Below are 16358 nucleotides of genomic sequence, written 5' to 3' on the forward strand. Positions count from 1 at the left end.
ACTATTCTCCTTTACCTATAACTGGGGTCAGCGGCATTTGTCAGCAAAAGCGAAGTGCTGAGGTGTTTTAAGAACATAACAGGACAGTCGCCGTTTGAATATCTAAAAAATTATCGTCTGCGCAATGCGGCATATATGAAAAAAACACATCTGACTCGATAAATGCTATCTGTGGGCTTTGCGACTTTGACGATCACAGCTATTTTTCAAAAGTCTTTAAAGAAGCCTACGGGTGCAGCCCCAGAGATTTTAGAAAGTAGAATATACGGGACAATATCTCACAGATTTATCCGTCTGTCATGTAGACATTACATTTTCCTGTTTATAGGACTACGATAAAACTATTATCAAACAAAAGACGTTTCATTTTATCCAAATGGAACGTCTTTTGCATTTGTGCTTTTTCTTGTATGAAAAACGAGTCAATTATTCTCCTCCCAATAATCCTCTGCATCCTCGTAGTCATAGAAATCATCATAGTGATCTTCATAGAGATCCTCTGGGTCGTCATAATCATGAGCATCATACTCAGCAGATTTACTGGTTGAGGTTTTATTGGTATTCTTACGGGTAGCTCTGGTAGCTGAACTACTTGCCGTAGTGGTTTTCGGACGTGATGTTGTAGCAGTTGTGAATGCTGGAGTATAGCTGTTCTTATTATTGTAATACTTAGGGTCATGTATCAAACAGTAGCAGCTGCCTTCTTCAGGAGTATTGTCACAGCCGGAGTGTGCGCATTTGGGGCGCAGGGCATCATAGATCATGGCTATCCCTATGATGATCAACACAGCGACAACGATTCCTTTGAGATTGAACGAACTATGCTGAGAGCTGTTTTCTGTTGTCAGCTTGTAGCCTATATAATCGTCAAGCAATTCCTTGTTTCTGTTGTTTTTTCCAGATTCCATAATCACACCTCCAAACTGTATTTCTAATATTATACCATATTTTTTAGATTTGTGGTAACAATTTTTGGACAGTTGCTTATTCTGTCCATTTTATTATTTTTTAGTGGCAAAGTCGGGAGATGTTGCCCACTTGGACGTTTTTATAAAGCAACGAACCATTGAGTACGAAACAACGAATTGATAATTGACCTGAGTTTATCTCTATGCTATAATTAGCGTACACCGGTGATAAAATAATTCGGAGGTATTTAAATGCAAGTAAAAATTGGTGAGAAAATAAAAGAACTGCGAAAGGTGACAGGAAGGAAGCAAGAGGACCTAGCCACCGCCTTAGGTGTTACGCCACAAGCCATTTCAAGGTGGGAGGCAAATGGCGGTTATCCGGACATGGAGATGATCCCATCGATAGCTAACTATTTCCATATATCAATCGATGAATTGTTTGGCTATAATAATGACAGGAACAGAATTATTCAGGAATATAATGATAAGGCTCAATGGCTGATAAATAATAACGATGATATGACAGAGTGTATTGCCCTAATGCGTAGAGGGCTTGAAGAGTTTCCAGACAGAGTGGATTTTAAGACCAAGCTTGCTTTTGCTTTACATAAGCAAGGTTGGAAAAATAAAGGCAAAGAGCCAAATATCTTTTGGGAAGAAGCCGCTAAACTGTATGAGAAATTATTGCCTCATGACCAATCGTGCATCATTCCGTTATTATCCGTATATTCCTGCCTTGGTAAATATGAAAAAGCCGAGCAGAAAGCATCTGAACAGCCCGACCTTGAATTGTGCAGACAAGTTCTGCTGGGGAATTTAGGAAGTATCGGCAGTATAAATGATGAGAAAAGGGCTGAACAATATCGTGGAGACGCAGTGTTAGAGCTTCTTCATGCTTTTCAAAAATCACTTGATGAAGCGATAGTGTGTAATAATGAGCTGAATAATAGTCGAGAAGGATTGGAGCTTCTTTTATTGACTCGACAGTTGTTTGATAAAATAGTAGGTACTGAATGCCATGGATTTCACAGTGACTTATGTTTTATAGATATGAGATGCGTCAAAATCGCAAATAATATCGGAGATCATAAAGTTGCAATGGACTGTTTTGATTCAGCGTTTGAGCAATATATTAAATTTGAACAATGGAAAATTAAACAATTCAAAAGATGGGAAGAACGGAATAATAAGAGCATAAATGATGAGAATAACGATGAGCATTTTACTTCATCACTGTTGAAATCTGTAAATCCGTCAGGTCATAAAGTAATTGTATGTGAGCCAAGCTTTTTAGTAAAGACTGCGACTTCCTTTCCAGAGAAGGAAAAGAAGTTAATTACAGAAGATCCAAAGTACGCTTGCATATTTGAACAATGATTTTACATGATCAGTAAACAACAAAAACCTTTCTTTCGTTCGACAAATTTCAGTTTATAAAGGTACAGTTAAATTATTATCAAAATAATGGTCACACAACACCACAGGCTCTCGCCACACTGAAAAGCAGCGTGGCAGACCTTGCGGTGGTGACAACGCCTATAAGCACCAAGGGTTCACTCAGATAACATAAGCCAAAAGAGTTCCATGAGCTTATCCCCATTATGCAACTTGAAGCGAACTCTATGCCAATGGGTAAAAATTTTTTCAAACCTCCCCAATTTTACCCCTAAGTATGCTATAATAGAATAGACAAGAAACCCGACCCCAAACCCAGCGAGGTGCTTTTATGACATATGCAATATCTGATATTCACGGCTGTTATGAGGAGTATATTAAGCTTCTCGAAAAAATCAACTTTTCTGAGGACGATACCCTCTATATCCTAGGTGACATCTGCGACAGGGGCGAAAAACCTATGGAGATCTATAACGACATCATGGCTCGTGATAATGTTATCCCGCTGTTCGGCAACCACGAACACCTTGCCTATATCAATCTCCGCCACCTTATAAAAAATGATGTGAGCAAGCTTACAAAAGACGAACGGCTAGACCTGATAGATTGGCTCACCAGCGGAGGCAAACCCACTTTCAGCGAATTTATCTCCCTCTCAAAAGCCGACCGCATGGACTTTATGGAGTTTCTCAAAAGCTTCTCAATGTATGAGGATATTACCATAAACGGCAAACGTTTTGTCCTCACCCATGCAGGTCTTGGGGGCTTTAGCGAGGATAAGCCCCTTGATGAATATACCCTCCACCAGCTTATCTGGGAGCGTGCCGACTATTCAAAACGCTATTTCAGCGACCCGAATACTTTCCTTGTGACAGGTCACACCCCTACCGCCAATATCCCCAACCACGGCAGACCCGAAGCCTACAAAGCCAACGGACACATAGCCATAGACTGTGGCTGTGCCTCAGGTGGACGGCTGTGCGCATACTGCTTTGAAACAGACAGGGAGTTTTATGTTGACAAAATAAACCAGTCCCTTGAAAATCACTTCAAAATGTGATATACTTGTCCTAATAACATAACCGACGAGGACAAAACGGGGTTATGCCGTATTAAAGCGTATTTATAGATTATATTTTATGGAGGTAATCATGGCTTTTGATTTTAAGAAAGAGTACAAAGAATTTTATATGCCTAAAAACAAGCCAGAAATTGTAACTGTTCCTAAAGCAAATTATATTGCAATCAGAGGAAAAGGCGACCCAAATGAAGTATGTGGAGCATATCAACAAGCAATTAGTGTGCTATATGCTGTTGCTTATACACTGAAAATGAGTTATAAAACAGATCATAAAATTGAAGGATTTTTTGAATATGTAGTTCCACCACTTGAGGGTTTTTGGTGGCAGGACGGCATAGACGGTATAGACTATACTGATAAGGCATCATTCAATTGGATATCTGTTATCCGTTTACCTGAATTTATAACTCAAAAAGACTTTGAATGGGCAGTTGAAACAGCAACTAAAAAGAAAAAGTTAGATTGTTCGTCAGCAGAGCTAATGACAATTGACGAGGGATTATGTGTTCAAATAATGCACTTGGGTTCGTTTGATGATGAACCAGCTACTATTGCTCTAATTGATGAATATTTAGAAAAAAACGGATATGTCAATGACATAACTAAGACAAGGTTACACCATGAAATTTATCTCTCAGATGCAAGGAGAGTTGTCCCTGAAAAATGGAAAACTGTCATTAGGCATCCAATAAAAAAGATAATTTAGACGTAACCGATAATGATAAGACGAGATATGTGCCGTATTAAAGTGTGTTTATAAATAGGATTTTTTAAAGATCATTTTAATCAAAAATGGGAGGAAATCAAAGTAATGAGAGAAATGAGAGAATATTTCAATCTAATGGAGTACACAGAAGAATTTATAAATAAAATAATTGATTATAGAATGCACATGGATAAAGAATTAAATAGATATTTATCATACGAGGAAATTGCAGAACGTGAAAAATGCAGTGCTGGTGATGTGAAAAAAATACTTACTGCAACAGCAATTGTATGGACTCATTAACCTACGACCTCCCATTTCTCACCCCTTTACTCACATGACCCCCACCGATACAGCCCCTCTGTATCGGTATTTTTCTGCCCCAACGCCCCTATCCGCCCCACCTCTATTGACATTTTACCCTCAATGTGCTATCATAAAAAAGTAAGTTAGTTGCAACTATCTCAATAACACCACAGGAGGAAGAAAAATGGATATGAATGAAAAACCAAAGCTCTCAGGCGTGCCTGAAACTATGCTGCAAACCGTGTATGCCCGTGCAAAAGAAACCAAAACAAGGGGTGCGATAAAAGATACAAAAGCCGTGGAGATAATAGATAAGATAAACTATGATTTTTCACTTGCCGATAAGGACTCAGCAATGCACAGCGGCGTTGTGGCAAGGACAATAGTCCTCGATAAGCTTGCGAACAAGTATCTTGCAAAAAACAAAGACGCAGTGGTGGTGAATATCGCCTGCGGACTTGATACACGCTGTTACAGAATGAACGGCTACACCAATTGGTATAACCTTGACCTGCCCGAAACTATCGCCGTAAGAGAAAAGCTTCTCCCTGAATCAGGCGAGATATCCCAGATAGCAATGTCCGCCATGGACGATTGGAGCGGAGAAATAACCGAGCATGATGCCCCTGCTATCGTCATTATCGAGGGTCTGACTATGTACCTCTCAGAAAAGGAAGTAAAGGAGATTTTTGACGTCATAAGCAAACGCTTTGACCACGTCACCGTATTGGTCGAGACAATGAGCCCCACTATGGTAAAGCGTATGAAAGAAAAGTCGATCGAGGGCAGCAAAGCCAAATTCACATGGGGCGTCAAGGACGGCAAAGAGCTTGCAAAGCTTCTACCGAACTTCCGCCACATTGAAGACCACAGCCTCGTCGAGGGAATGGCGGAGTTTATCCCAATATTCAAGCTTCTCAAAAAGATAAAGCCTGTGAGCAATATCTCAAACAAGATAGTAGTAATGGAAAAATAACTTTGACTTCCCACCCCCGCCATGCTATAATCCCAAATTTAGAAGTTCCGCCACGCAAAAAGCCCATCAAACAGCGTATCAGCGTTGTTTGACGGGCATATATTTTATACAAGTAAAAAAAGGTGAATATACCTCTAAAATTATGGAGCAATAAGCATTATATCCTTTATATATGTACGCTTTGGGCCTTGAGACTTAATAACAAAAGAAATATGATTTCCCTTACTTATTATGTTTTCAGCATTAATGGTCTGAGAAAAAATGTTTTCATCAATGGTATATGTTTTATTATCATATCCCGTAACCTCTGCGTATTTTGCTCTTTTACCGCGTTTTACATCAGCTATGACTCCTTCTATTCTCGTAATGTCATTATTATATTCCATTACGGAATTTACATCGTCATCTATAAGTTCTGTATAATGTCCCCCTTGTCAAGACACAAATGAAAAAAATTATCGTGACAGCGAAAACTTTGTATAGCCATCCAAAAAACGTAAGCAAAATTTATGCAGCATTGCATACAGACTTGGCTTGGTAAACCTGCACAGGCAACTTGTAGCCAAGCGCCTGATGGGGTCTTTCGTTGTTGTAATCCTTGATGTAACTACCAATCTGCTGGCGCAGCTCTCTGGGATTGCTGTATTCATTGATATAAATCAACTCCGTTTTCAAGCTGCGAAACCAGCGTTCAATTACCACATTATCCACCCATCTAGCTTTTCCGTCCATACTCTGGCGGATATTCTTCGCTTTCAGAAATTCAATATAGTCATTGCTTGTAAACTGGCTGCCCTGATCAGAATTGATAATTTCAGGATTGCCGTATTGTTCCATGGCATTTGTGACTGCTGCTAAAACCGGTGCAGTATCCAGCGTATCAGACAATTCATAGCCCACGATAAAACGGCTGTACCAATCAATAATCGCTGTCAGATACATATGGCTACGCCCCATTTTGATATAGGTGATGTCAATTGACCATACCTGATTTGGTCGGTCAATTTTTAGATTTTTCAGCAGATACGGAAATTTTAAACTGTTCTTTCCGGGCTTTGAAAGATTGGATTTCGGATAAACCGGACAGATATTCATTTCCGCCATATAACGTCTGACAAGCTTTCTGCCGATTGCAATCCCGTCTTCCTGTACAAGCTTTTCTTTGATTTTCCGATGACCAATGTAGCAGAATTTTGTGTGCCAGTAGTCAATACGTGATTTGATGTATTCCTCACGCTCCAAGGCTTTTTCTGCCGGTTCAACAGGCTGATAGTACATCGAAGTGCGGTTGATTTCAAGCAGTTCACACTGTTCCTTAATGTTCAGCCTATCATTCTTCATAACCAGACTTTTCCTTCCAGTCAGGTCCGAGCACTTCTTCAGATTTTTTTTTGAGCCAGTCCACCTGAACTGTCAGGTGACCGATTTTCTGCATAAGCTTTTCTTCCCGCTTTTTTGAGTTCTCAGCTGCTCTTTTTGCTTCCTTTTCTGATTTTGAACCATTAAAGGCACGGGATGCATTCTCAAGAAATTCCTTTTTCCAATTTTTCAGCTGATTGACGTTGATTCCTTCACGACTTGCTATCTCGCTGATCGTCTGCTCTCCCTCCAGTATTTCTATTACGATTTTTGCCTTGTACTCCGGTGTGTATGTGTTCCTCTTCGCCATTATCGTGTCCTCCTGTTTCTTTCTTTTATTATACCACTGTCACGATGTTTTGGCAATTTTGTGTTCAGTTTCTAGGGTACATTATACTGGATATTGCTTTTTGTATTTTGAAATGACCTCATAGGTTTCAGTGATCACATCACCGCCGCAATTCAGATATAATTTTTTATCTCCAACAATATAAAATTCTTTTTTTGCACGGGTAGCGGCAACATTCAGTCAATGTCTGCGTTGATGCGGAATTTGATAAATATTTTTCAGTCACTCCAAAATATTCTCTAAGCATATTCAGAATGTTTGAATCCATTGTGAGTACAGGCTTTATTTGAGAGCGATACTGCAAAAATAGTCAGCACCTTTAAGCTCCTCAACAAACTTTTGGTCGATTTGTTCCTTGGTAAGTGGAAGCTCATTTACGATATTCTGCACTGCACCATTATTGGAGCTTGCAACAACAATGTTGTTTTCTGTAATGATCTCTGAAAGTACGCCAATAGATGCGTTGTCAAAATATATTGTCTCTTTTATTCCCTTGATCGACCTGTCTCTTAGTTTTGCGATATCATAAGCCTGTTTTACATTTTTCCCTGTCCATTGCCATTCCCCTATCTTCCGTTCATCACCCAAGCAAACCCCTTAGCTGTCCGCAAAGCAGGCCCTTTAAAATGCCCGCCCTTGTTCCATTCAAGGGCGCATTCGATACCCTGCCCCGTCAGCAAATCATAACTCTCACGGATACAGTCGCCCACCTTTGACATGACCGCATTTTTCGTCCTTTCTTCCTTGTCACCAAGGCTGAGATAAACAGCGTCGCATTTTATCTTATTCTCTTTCATATACCCCACAAAATCAGGAAACCACACCGACGGAGAAGCCGCCGCAACGCCTGAAAATTTCTCCGTTTGAAACGCCGCCCACAAGGCAAAAAGCCCTGCCAGAGAATATCCGCCAATGTAATAATTCTTGCTCTTGTCCGAGCAAAGCGTTAATATCTCCGCCAGAGTGTCTTCCGCTCCATTGCCGAAGCCCTCATTGCCAAACACCGCAGGAGCGTTCCAAGGCGATAACTCATCGTTCCAATCCTCGACCTTCACCGCAATAAGCTGAAAATCCACACTCGTGAGCTTTTTTATCTCTGCCACCTCGTTTTCTATCTCAGGCAGATCATGGTCGCCCACAGGCTGGATAAGAACAATATCAGCATTTTTGTCGCCATAATAATGGTATGTCATTTTGCCGTCACCTCTGTAATGTATCTCACTTCAAGTACCCCTTTACAACGCCAACAAATTCCCCTATATCCGCAAAATAATTAGGATAAGCCTCACTTAGCCTTGCGAAAGAAGAAAACCTGACAAGCACATTGTCCGACCTATCGTTGCTGCGGTATTTCGTTTATTGACAGTATATCACATTATCCGCAATATTTCAACAGCCCTCAAAGTCAAGCCCTTTTAATCTGTGTAGTACTACAATAATTGTACCACATTGCAAAGTAAAATACTTGAAATGACATACGGAATATGGTATAATAACACTATCTAAAAAACTATCGGAGGAAAATTATATGGGATTATTTGATAAACTTCGTGAACCTGTGGTACTAAAAGAGGACAGCAGTGCGAAAAAACAACTTGAGCAGCTGGACTTTTATTCAAAGCTTGCACCTGAAAGTGTCAAGGAACAAATAGAACAGGACAAAAAACTTGTTTACTATGGCATAAAAGGCGAAGAGGCATTGATGTTTGAGCTGAAAAACAGTCATATGCCTATGTATATTCTTCACGATATTTTCTTTGAAGAAAATGGACTTACAACGCAGATAGACTATATAGTAATCACACGAAAAGTGATACTGATAATTGAGTGCAAAAACCTCTATGGAAATATTACTGTTAATAATCAGGGAGATTTCACTAGAACCATTCAATTTGGAAAACGCTATCATAAAGAAGGTATATATAGCCCTATAACTCAAAATCAGCGTCATTTGGATATGCTAAAAGAAAAGCGTCGAAACACTAAAGGCTTACTCACCAAGGCTATTTTTGAACATTATTTTGACGATACATATAAGTCAGTAGTTGTTTTAGCTAATCCAAAAACTATAATTGACATGAAGTATGCACCTAAGGATATAAAATCCAAGATAGTTAAAGTTGACGGACTTAACAGCTATATAAAAAGACTGAATGACGAAAGCCGAAACGAAAATATGTCAGATAAGCAAATGAAAGAATTGGCTGATTTCTTTCTGCAAAGCAGCATTCCAAATACTACTGACTATACTGCCAAATATCAGCTTGAAGTCAATGAGGAAAAAACAGTTACTGTAAAGGAAGAGCCAATTCAAAACACATATTTTGACAGCATTGAAAATTCACCTGTATATAAAGCATTAAAAGACTATCGCTACAAACAAAGTGTTAAGGAAAAAATCAAGCCATATTTCATTTTTAATAATGCTCAGCTTGAAGAGATAATAAAAACTAATCCTCAAACTTTAGAAGAACTAAAATCAATAAAAGGCTTTGGTGATGCCAAATGCCTAAAATACGGTAAAGACATTCTAATGATATTGGGAGATTATTGATATAACAATAACTAACTTCAGATATATCCACCGATACAGCTCCCCTGTATCGGTATTTTTCTGCCCCAACTCCCCTATCCGCCCCACCTCTGTTGACATTTCCCCTCAATATGCTATTATAAAAAAACGAGTTAGTCACAACTAGCCAGATGACACCGCAGGAGGAAGAAAAATGGATATGAATGAAAAAACAAAGCTTCTTAAAAAGATAAAGCCTGTGAGCAATATCTCAAACAAGATAGTAGTAATGGAAAAATAACTTTGACTTCCCACCCCCGCCATGCTATAATGATAAAAAAAGAGGTGACCCCACATGACCAATAAAGCATACTACCACCTGCCGGGGCTTTTCGAGTTTTATGACCTTTACGCCGCTTTCCTGCCCATATTCCGTGAGCATAGAGATTATTTCTATGACTGGTGCGAAATAGGCTCTGTCTATGGCGCACCTGCCGACTGTATATGGGGCGGCGGACGAGCAGGCTTCGGCGAACATTCTCCACGAGAAGTCCTCGACCTTATGAAAGAATATAACATCTCCTCACGGCTGACCTTCAGCAATTCCCTGCTAAGGGAAGAACACCTTTCAGACAAAAAGTGCAACGAGCTTTGCAGACTGTTTTCCCAAAGCCCGCCTCCACAAAATGGCGTGATAATATGCTTCGACCTGCTTCTTTCATATCTGAAAGAGAATTATCCCCACCTCTATTTTGTGTCCTCTACCACAAAAGTCCTCACCGAGTTTTCTCAGCTTGTAAACGAGCTTGATAATGACGATTTTTCCTATGTAGTCCCCGACTTTCGCCTAAACAAAGCCCTGGATAAACTCTCCGATCTCACCACTGAGCAGAAAAACAAGGTTGAGTTTCTTTGCAACGAGTGCTGTTATGTAGGCTGTGCAGACCGAAAAAACTGCTATGAAAACGTCAGCCGCAAAAATCTCGGTGAAAACTGCCCCGACCATGTTTGCAAAGCACCCAATGCCGCAGAGGGCTACCGCTTTTCAAAAGCCATGGAAAGCCCCACCTTTATCTGCATAGAGGATATCCAAAACACCTATCTCCCCATGGGATTTTCAAACTTCAAAATAGAGGGCAGAAGCCTTGGAAGCGCCCTGATACTTGAATTTCTGCTCTACTATATGACAAGACCCGAACATCAGCTAAAGGTCAGAGAGCAAATTTATCTCGACAGTATGCTGGATCTGTTCTGACTATTCTTCACATTGCATATCTCAAATATCACAAGAAATATGTCACAAAGCTCATGTTACCCATGGCTTACTTGGAAACAAAAATCAAAATAAGTGTAAACAATGCCACTTTTTTGTTGAAACAGCCATTATAATATAGTATAATAACACAGTGCTTTGTCACAAAAAAGTTATAGGAGAATTTACATGAAAAAAAATTATCGACATATTTCTGCGTTCTTTGCTCACAGGCGTGGCGATAGCCATAGGCGGAACAGTCTATCTTTCCTGCCCTAACAAATATCTGGGAGCGTTTCTTTTCGGCATAGGACTGTTTGTGATACTGTCTTTCGGCTTTGATCTCTTCACAGGAAAAGTCGGCTATGCAGTTGAAAACAAACCCTCTTATCTCGGTGAGCTTTGTCTGATATGGCTGGGCAATTTTGCAGGAGCCGTCATCTCCGCCCTGCTTATTACCCAAACACGCATATCCACCATAAGCGACAAAGCCACAGAGCTTTGCAATATAAAGCTTGGGGATAATATCACAAGCGTTTTTATCCTATCATTTTTCTGCGGAATACTTATGTTCGTTGCCGCAGACGGCTATAAAACTATCCAAAACCCTGCGGGACAGATACTTGCAATATTTCTCCCCGTTGTGGTCTTTATCCTCAGTGGCTTTGAACACTGCGTCGCTAATATGTATTTCTTTACCATAGCAGACTTATGGAGCATTAAAGCCTTTGGCTACCTTATTATAATGTCCCTTGGCAACTCCATTGGCGGAATACTTATCCCCCTTCTGCGAAAAGGCTTTGTATCAAAAGCATGACGCCTGTTTTTATAAGCTTATGTAACACATAAAAAAAGATACCGCAGTTCAAAAAGAACTGCGGTAAAAAAATGACTTCTGCTCTCAGGAACACAGTAAAGGGGTATTATGAAAACATCGCAAAGTTTCAAAAACCAAAACAAAATCAAACAAAAGAGTAGTAAACATCATAAGATAACAAATAAAACACAATTTAAACAATTTAGAAGGAGTGTGCAGAAGTCTTTGTTCGTTCCTGATGTATGTATTATATCACACTAAAAACCATTTGTGGTAACTTTTTTTGGACAGTTGCGACTTTTTTCAAAAAAATCTGCACTCCGAAAATCCTAAAGTTTTCAGAGTGTAAATTTATCTTTTTCTGTAGAGGCGAACAGCGTTTGCCCCTTCCCACGTCTATCTAAATTGTCGCCTGTCTATCAAATAATATCCGCCCTGCGTTTACCTATCTGTGCAAACTCTTTGCGCCGTATGATAAAGTAAGCCACTGTTACCGCAGTGCCTGTTATCACCCAGGAAACAGGGTAAACTATCATGAGCATAAGATAGCTTCTGTGAGCCGCATAAATCGTGTTCACCCACACAAGCCTGAACACGCAGGTGCCAAGCACAGTTATGACCGCAGGCGTCATAGAGTGACCCATTCCCCTAAGACAGCCGCCCGATATTTCGTAAACACCCGTAAGAAGCTCCAGCAGGCAAACTGACCACATTCTTATCATTGCGTAGTGTATAACGTTCTCGTCCGTTGAGAAGATCTGTATAAAAAGGTGTCTGCCAATAAGGAATATCAGACTCAGCCCAAGACAGCTCGCAAGCCCGATAAAAGTGCAAAGCCTGTATATCTTTTTACAGCGTTCCTTATCCTGAGCCGCAAAATTCTGACTTGTAAAGGTGGTCGCAGTCTGAGCGAAAGCATTTATCACAAAATATGCCATGAACTCAAAATTCTGTTCCGCTGTGCTTCCGGCGATACCGTCTGAACCGAAGCTGTTTATCGCCGCCTGTATCACAACGTTTGACAGTGAGAAAACCATGCTCTGCAAACCAGCCGGCAAGCCTATCTTTATGATACCGAGGAGATATTCCCAGCGTATCCTGAGCTTTCTGACATCAAGTCTTAGCATCTCCTCCTCGTGGGTAAGAAAGTAAAGTATCATGCAGGCACTGAAAAAATTTGATATAACAGTTGCCGTTGCAACGCCTGCCACACCCATTTTGAACACGATCACGAACACAAGGTTCAGAATAACATTTATAACGCCTGCGGTGATAAGAGCGTAAAGAGGTCTGGTGCTGTCGCCCTTGCTTCTAAGCACTGCCGAACCAAAGTCATATATCTCGATAAAAGGCATTGCAAAGAAAAATATCCTGAGATACAGCGTTGCAAGCTTTAAAACATCGTCAGGCACATTCATCATGCCAAGGAGTATCGGTGCAAGTATCTCGCCTACACCCAGTATGATAAATCCGCTTATGACCGCCAAAAGCACCACCGTATGTACAGCCTCGTTTGCCTTATCTTTTCTCCCCTGACCTATAAGCCTGGCCACCACAACGTTCGCGCCGACAGAAAGCCCCAGAAAAAGGCTTACAATAAGGTTCACCAATGAAGAATTGCTTCCAACCGCCGCCATGGCTTTGTCGCTGTCAAATCTGCCCACCACCGCAAGGTCAGCGGAGTTAAAAAGCTGCTGCAAAATACTTGACAATGCAAGGGGCAGTGCAAAAATAACGATCTTGCCCACAAGCGGACCGTTTAACATATCTATTTTCTTATTTTTCATACCAGATCTTCTCTCATCTTTCAACTAACTATTTCTCATACCTAATATTATATCACACCATCAAAGCTATTTCAATACCCGAATTTGCACATAAGCACACACAGAGATGTGTAAAAATCTAAACATTCCGACCATTTGTACAATTTTTTGAACTCTTTGCCTGTTGACAAAGGCATGAAATGGTGTTATAATAATATTCCACGGGAGGTGAGCAGTATGGCGATAGACAAAAAAGGCACAAAGCAGATTGCCGACAACCGAAAGGCACGTCACGATTATTTCGTGCTGGAGCAGATAGAGTGCGGTATCGAGCTTGTGGGAACAGAGGTCAAGTCTATAAGGAATGGCGGCGTCAATCTGAAAGACAGTTGGTGTTCTATCGAGGACGGAGAGATGTGGGTCAAGGGTATGCACATATCCCCTTATGAACACGGCAATATTTTCAACCGTGATCCACGCCGGGAGAGAAAGCTGCTGCTCCACAAACGTGAGATACTGAGGCTGTTCGGAAAGGTACAGCAGGAGGGTCTTACGCTTATCCCGATGTCGCTGTATTTCAAAGGCAGCAGAGTCAAGCTTGCACTTGGGCTTTGCAAAGGTAAAAAGCTTTATGACAAGCGTGACGACATGGCAAAGAAAGCCGCACAGCGTGACATAGAGCGTGCCATGAAAGAGCGAAACTAACACGGGGGTGTAAAGGTTTCGACGGGGGTTTTGAAGCACGATAAGCGAGTAGAGGAGCGCACACTCTTTAAACGGCGTACGTTTTAAAATTAGACGACAACGATAATTTTGAATTAGCTGCTGCTTAAGTCAGCGCTCGTCTTGCCTTAGAGTACCACGGCTTTGGTAAAGGCGTCGATCAGTGGTGAACGTTACAAAGCGACGGCTGTAGCCTTGTGATGTATCACAGCCTACCAAACACACAGGCGTGTCTGTTTGCCTTTGTGCAAGGGAACGGGAGTTTTCCGCAATAACAGAATACACTCGTAGAAGTTCGTGGGGATAGGCTTTCGGACAGGAGTTCGATTCTCCTCACCTCCACCAAATGTTGAAAAGACGAACACAACAAATATATTCTTTGTGAGTGGTCTTTTCGGAATAATAACAACGCCTCATGATTGATTTCATGAGGCGTTTATTCTTACTTGATAATTTTGATTACCTGTCCTGCATAGATAAGATTAGCATTTTTTATGTTGTTGTCCTTAACGATTTTTGCGACTGTCGTTTTGTATCTTGCGGCTATCGCCGAAAGAGTATCACCCTTTTTGACTGTATATCTAGTTACTGTCTTTTTAGGTGTGTCTTTTTTCGGCTCCGGCGGTGTAACATTTTTCTTATAGCCGTTAAGCCCTGCGGCTTTTATGATTGACGGGAAATTGACTTTTGCAGTATCGAGGTCAACGCTGCCTGTAACGCCGTTTACTCTCCCTGTAAAGCTGTGCTGGTGCATTTTATGCGCTATTGACGGGGCTCGGGTGATATTCGCACACCATATTGCATAGCGACTTCTGATAGCTGCCGACACTTTGGCGGTGAGAAAAGCTTCGTAAGAATAGAGCATACAATAATATCCCGCCGCCTCAACAACGCTAATAAAAGCTTTGATGATGTCGTCACGCAGTCCGGGCATATTATATTGTGCAGCTTCTTCTATGTCGAGCGCAACAGGCATAGAGAATGGGCATTTAGACTTGATGAGATTGACAAAGCCTGTTGCTTCTCTCTTCGCTGCCTCTACTGTATCTGCATACATATAGTGATAGAAACCTATGTTAAGTCCTGCGGCCTTTGCGTTTGCATAATTACGCTCGAACTTTTTGTCAATCTGCCTAGGATAAGACATTATGTCGCCGTAGCTCGATCGTATCATTACAAAGTTTATGCCGCTTGCTTTGAGCTTCTTTGTATCAACGTTTCCGTTATGCTGAGATACGTCTACGCCTTTGTATGTAGCCATTTTTATTCCTCCATTTTCTTGTAGTAGGACTTGATCTTATTGACCTTGTCGGCGTTATCTGTCAAGAGCTTTTTAACGTCGGTAAGGTCAATTTCGTAAACGTCCGAAATCTCATCATATGTCATACCGAACGCAAAGCTCTTGAATATTTCATTTTTTTCCTGCTCTGAAATGTTTGTCATTACTGTTCTCCTCCTTGGCTTTCTTCAACTGTTATTTTTAAACGGTGTACGATTTTAACGAGAAATGACGGCAACGGCACGCCGAGAACGGAAAGGTTTTCGAGAATGCTTATACACTCATTGATGATGAGCCATACTGTGACGATTACGCCGAAATAATAGCTAAATCCTATATCAATTCCCACCGAGGACAGCCCCTCACTTATGAGCCAGTCCGTGACACCCGCTACGCACACTACAAGGATATAGCAGAGCTTTTTGACAGCTCCGACAATCCCTATTCGGCTACTTAGGTCACTCTTATACCACGCTTTCGCAAGCCCGCTCAGATAGTCTATAATCATAACGGCGATCAATATAAGCAGCGGTATAGCTATAACGCCGAAATATGCAGACAGACCGCCTAGGGCGGCGGCGACAATGCCCTTAAATACGTTTTCTTTCATTTATGCCTCCTTGCCGTCGTCGAAATCATATCCTGTGATTTCTTTATATTCTTCGGCTGTGATCCACTTGTGCACTACTGCGTCATATACCTTGCGTATATCCCACAAACCACGTTCGTAGTAGTCTTTGACCTTAGCATATTTCTTACTCTGTGACATTTTCAAGCACCTCCTCTTTTTCGTTTTCGAGTTCTACATCAAACACCATTGCTATATAGTCAATATTAGCGGCGTTTCTGTCGTTTTCCACCTTAAGTGCGGCGCTTTTCTGTCGCTCTTTTATAAGCTGGTCTTTTACTGATATGTAGCCAAACAT

At 41.0% G+C, this 16358-nt stretch carries 22 protein-coding genes and 1 other RNA gene; 11 read left to right on the plus strand and 12 right to left on the minus strand.

The genetic code is table 11. The annotated features are described in order from the left end of the window. The first annotated feature begins 158 nt into the window (after positions 1-158). Complete coding sequence (locus RBI_RS15585) at positions 159-260, plus strand: helix-turn-helix domain-containing protein (RefSeq protein WP_410059949.1); 102 nt, start codon at positions 159-161, stop codon at positions 258-260. A gap of 162 nt (positions 261-422) precedes the next feature. Here RBI_RS15585 and RBI_RS07850 read toward each other — a convergent pair whose 3' ends face one another. After that, the gene (locus RBI_RS07850; protein WP_038672156.1) at positions 423-908 is read right to left on the minus strand and encodes a hypothetical protein; all 486 of its coding nucleotides are present in this window, start codon (positions 906-908) and stop codon (positions 423-425) included. 252 nt (positions 909-1160) lie between these two features. Here RBI_RS07850 and RBI_RS07855 point away from each other — a divergent pair, with 252 nt between their 5' ends. Beyond that, positions 1161-2288 carry a helix-turn-helix domain-containing protein gene (locus tag RBI_RS07855; RefSeq protein ID WP_038672158.1) on the plus strand — a complete coding sequence of 376 codons (1128 nt, stop codon included), beginning with the start codon at positions 1161-1163 and terminating at the stop codon, positions 2286-2288. Between the two features lie 91 nt (positions 2289-2379). Here RBI_RS07855 and RBI_RS14810 read toward each other — a convergent pair whose 3' ends face one another. Beyond that, positions 2380-2559: a hypothetical protein gene (locus RBI_RS14810; protein WP_148303587.1), complete on the minus strand. Its 180-nt coding sequence runs from the start codon at positions 2557-2559 to the stop codon at positions 2380-2382. Positions 2560-2637: 78 nt separating this feature from the next. On the opposite strand from RBI_RS14810, the gene RBI_RS07860 reads away from it, so the two are divergent. From RBI_RS07860 to RBI_RS07875, 4 genes are all read left to right on the plus strand, one after another. Beyond that, positions 2638-3366, plus strand: a complete 729-nt coding sequence (locus tag RBI_RS07860; RefSeq protein ID WP_038672160.1) for a metallophosphoesterase — start codon at positions 2638-2640, stop codon at positions 3364-3366. 91 nt (positions 3367-3457) lie between these two features. Next, positions 3458-4093, plus strand: a complete 636-nt coding sequence (locus tag RBI_RS07865; protein WP_038672162.1) for a GyrI-like domain-containing protein — start codon at positions 3458-3460, stop codon at positions 4091-4093. Between the two features lie 105 nt (positions 4094-4198). Continuing rightward, positions 4199-4396, plus strand: coding sequence for a hypothetical protein (locus RBI_RS07870; protein ID WP_038672164.1), 198 nt, complete (start codon positions 4199-4201; stop codon positions 4394-4396). A 187-nt stretch (positions 4397-4583) separates the two neighbouring features. Then, on the plus strand, positions 4584-5375 hold the full coding sequence (locus RBI_RS07875; protein ID WP_367576853.1) for a class I SAM-dependent methyltransferase: 792 nt from the start codon (positions 4584-4586) through the stop codon (positions 5373-5375). A gap of 140 nt (positions 5376-5515) precedes the next feature. Here the strand turns inward: RBI_RS07875 and RBI_RS07880 are convergent, their stop codons facing one another. The 4 genes from RBI_RS07880 to RBI_RS07900 form a co-directional block, all read right to left on the minus strand. Next, positions 5516-5761 (minus strand): hypothetical protein, encoded by a 246-nt coding sequence (locus tag RBI_RS07880; protein WP_038672166.1) that lies wholly within the window; start codon positions 5759-5761, stop codon positions 5516-5518. Positions 5762-5882: 121 nt separating this feature from the next. Then, positions 5883-7044 (minus strand): IS3 family transposase gene (locus RBI_RS07885; RefSeq protein WP_242843625.1). Its coding sequence is split into 2 segments (ribosomal slippage): positions 5883-6758 and positions 6760-7044, totalling 1161 coding nucleotides; the frame shifts between segments, so codons are not numbered across the junction. 321 nt (positions 7045-7365) lie between these two features. After that, on the minus strand, positions 7366-7671 hold the full coding sequence (locus RBI_RS07895) for a hypothetical protein (protein WP_038672168.1): 306 nt from the start codon (positions 7669-7671) through the stop codon (positions 7366-7368). Beyond that, positions 7650-8276 (minus strand): esterase, encoded by a 627-nt coding sequence (locus tag RBI_RS07900; protein WP_038672170.1) that lies wholly within the window; start codon positions 8274-8276, stop codon positions 7650-7652. The genes RBI_RS07895 and RBI_RS07900 overlap by 22 nt, the downstream gene beginning before the upstream one ends. Before the next feature lie 335 nt (positions 8277-8611). Here RBI_RS07900 and RBI_RS07905 point away from each other — a divergent pair, with 335 nt between their 5' ends. The 3 genes from RBI_RS07905 (at position 8612) to RBI_RS07915 (ending at position 11664) form a co-directional block, all read left to right on the plus strand. After that, complete coding sequence (locus tag RBI_RS07905) at positions 8612-9637, plus strand: NERD domain-containing protein (protein WP_038672172.1); 1026 nt, start codon at positions 8612-8614, stop codon at positions 9635-9637. A gap of 313 nt (positions 9638-9950) precedes the next feature. Next, complete coding sequence (locus RBI_RS07910) at positions 9951-10850, plus strand: hypothetical protein (RefSeq protein ID WP_038672174.1); 900 nt, start codon at positions 9951-9953, stop codon at positions 10848-10850. Positions 10851-11055: 205 nt separating this feature from the next. Further along, positions 11056-11664, plus strand: coding sequence for a formate/nitrite transporter family protein (locus tag RBI_RS07915; protein WP_302465495.1), 609 nt, complete (start codon positions 11056-11058; stop codon positions 11662-11664). Between the two features lie 419 nt (positions 11665-12083). On the opposite strand, the gene RBI_RS07920 is transcribed toward RBI_RS07915, so the two are convergent. Beyond that, positions 12084-13451, minus strand: coding sequence for an MATE family efflux transporter (locus RBI_RS07920; RefSeq protein WP_242843635.1), 1368 nt, complete (start codon positions 13449-13451; stop codon positions 12084-12086). 216 nt (positions 13452-13667) lie between these two features. On the opposite strand from RBI_RS07920, the gene smpB reads away from it, so the two are divergent. Together smpB and ssrA are read left to right on the plus strand one after the other, a co-directional pair. Next, positions 13668-14135 carry an SsrA-binding protein SmpB gene (smpB, locus tag RBI_RS07925; RefSeq protein ID WP_022286588.1) on the plus strand — a complete coding sequence of 156 codons (468 nt, stop codon included), beginning with the start codon at positions 13668-13670 and terminating at the stop codon, positions 14133-14135. A 3-nt stretch (positions 14136-14138) separates the two neighbouring features. Further along, positions 14139-14498: a transfer-messenger RNA gene (gene ssrA / locus RBI_RS14610) on the plus strand. A 97-nt stretch (positions 14499-14595) separates the two neighbouring features. On the opposite strand, the gene RBI_RS07930 is transcribed toward ssrA, so the two are convergent. Genes RBI_RS07930 through RBI_RS14955 form a run of 5 tightly spaced genes read right to left on the minus strand, consistent with a single transcriptional unit; the run spans position 14596 to position 16358 of the window. Next, the gene (locus RBI_RS07930; RefSeq protein WP_038672178.1) at positions 14596-15414 is read right to left on the minus strand and encodes a GH25 family lysozyme; all 819 of its coding nucleotides are present in this window, start codon (positions 15412-15414) and stop codon (positions 14596-14598) included. A 2-nt stretch (positions 15415-15416) separates the two neighbouring features. Continuing rightward, the gene (locus RBI_RS07935) at positions 15417-15596 is read right to left on the minus strand and encodes a hypothetical protein (protein ID WP_038672180.1); all 180 of its coding nucleotides are present in this window, start codon (positions 15594-15596) and stop codon (positions 15417-15419) included. Beyond that, positions 15596-16042 carry a phage holin family protein gene (locus RBI_RS07940; RefSeq protein ID WP_038672182.1) on the minus strand — a complete coding sequence of 149 codons (447 nt, stop codon included), beginning with the start codon at positions 16040-16042 and terminating at the stop codon, positions 15596-15598. Before RBI_RS07940 ends, RBI_RS07935 begins: the two co-directional genes overlap by 1 nt. Then, a complete protein-coding gene (locus RBI_RS14615; RefSeq protein WP_081855996.1) occupies positions 16043-16201 on the minus strand; it encodes an XkdX family protein in 159 nt (52 codons plus the stop codon). Then, the gene (locus tag RBI_RS14955; protein WP_158455128.1) at positions 16188-16358 is read right to left on the minus strand and encodes a hypothetical protein; all 171 of its coding nucleotides are present in this window, start codon (positions 16356-16358) and stop codon (positions 16188-16190) included. The genes RBI_RS14615 and RBI_RS14955 overlap by 14 nt, the downstream gene beginning before the upstream one ends.

The organism is Ruminococcus bicirculans (ex Wegman et al. 2014) (genome assembly GCF_000723465.1).
In the GTDB taxonomy this organism is placed as follows: Bacteria; Bacillota; Clostridia; order Oscillospirales; family Ruminococcaceae; genus Hominimerdicola; species Hominimerdicola aceti.

What these genes read in the sequence shown, in the direction of transcription:
- RBI_RS07850 (WP_038672156.1), bottom strand. Translation starts at nt 908, where the DNA reads ATGGAATCTGGAAAAAACAACAGAAACAAGGAATTGCTTGACGATTAT.
- RBI_RS07870 (WP_038672164.1), top strand. Translation starts at nt 4,199, where the DNA reads ATGAGAGAAATGAGAGAATATTTCAATCTAATGGAGTACACAGAAGAA.
- RBI_RS07920 (WP_242843635.1), bottom strand. Translation starts at nt 13,451, where the DNA reads ATGAAAAATAAGAAAATAGATATGTTAAACGGTCCGCTTGTGGGCAAG.
- RBI_RS14955 (WP_158455128.1), bottom strand. Translation starts at nt 16,358, where the DNA reads ATGTTTGGCTACATATCAGTAAAAGACCAGCTTATAAAAGAGCGACAG.
- smpB (WP_022286588.1), top strand. Translation starts at nt 13,668, where the DNA reads ATGGCGATAGACAAAAAAGGCACAAAGCAGATTGCCGACAACCGAAAG.
- RBI_RS07880 (WP_038672166.1), bottom strand. Translation starts at nt 5,761, where the DNA reads ATGGAATATAATAATGACATTACGAGAATAGAAGGAGTCATAGCTGAT.
- RBI_RS07855 (WP_038672158.1), top strand. Translation starts at nt 1,161, where the DNA reads ATGCAAGTAAAAATTGGTGAGAAAATAAAAGAACTGCGAAAGGTGACA.
- RBI_RS07940 (WP_038672182.1), bottom strand. Translation starts at nt 16,042, where the DNA reads ATGAAAGAAAACGTATTTAAGGGCATTGTCGCCGCCGCCCTAGGCGGT.
- RBI_RS07935 (WP_038672180.1), bottom strand. Translation starts at nt 15,596, where the DNA reads ATGACAAACATTTCAGAGCAGGAAAAAAATGAAATATTCAAGAGCTTT.
- RBI_RS07860 (WP_038672160.1), top strand. Translation starts at nt 2,638, where the DNA reads ATGACATATGCAATATCTGATATTCACGGCTGTTATGAGGAGTATATT.
- RBI_RS07865 (WP_038672162.1), top strand. Translation starts at nt 3,458, where the DNA reads ATGGCTTTTGATTTTAAGAAAGAGTACAAAGAATTTTATATGCCTAAA.
- RBI_RS07930 (WP_038672178.1), bottom strand. Translation starts at nt 15,414, where the DNA reads ATGGCTACATACAAAGGCGTAGACGTATCTCAGCATAACGGAAACGTT.
- RBI_RS07910 (WP_038672174.1), top strand. Translation starts at nt 9,951, where the DNA reads ATGACCAATAAAGCATACTACCACCTGCCGGGGCTTTTCGAGTTTTAT.
- RBI_RS07900 (WP_038672170.1), bottom strand. Translation starts at nt 8,276, where the DNA reads ATGACATACCATTATTATGGCGACAAAAATGCTGATATTGTTCTTATC.
- RBI_RS07875 (WP_367576853.1), top strand. Translation starts at nt 4,584, where the DNA reads ATGGATATGAATGAAAAACCAAAGCTCTCAGGCGTGCCTGAAACTATG.
- RBI_RS07905 (WP_038672172.1), top strand. Translation starts at nt 8,612, where the DNA reads ATGGGATTATTTGATAAACTTCGTGAACCTGTGGTACTAAAAGAGGAC.
- RBI_RS14615 (WP_081855996.1), bottom strand. Translation starts at nt 16,201, where the DNA reads ATGTCACAGAGTAAGAAATATGCTAAGGTCAAAGACTACTACGAACGT.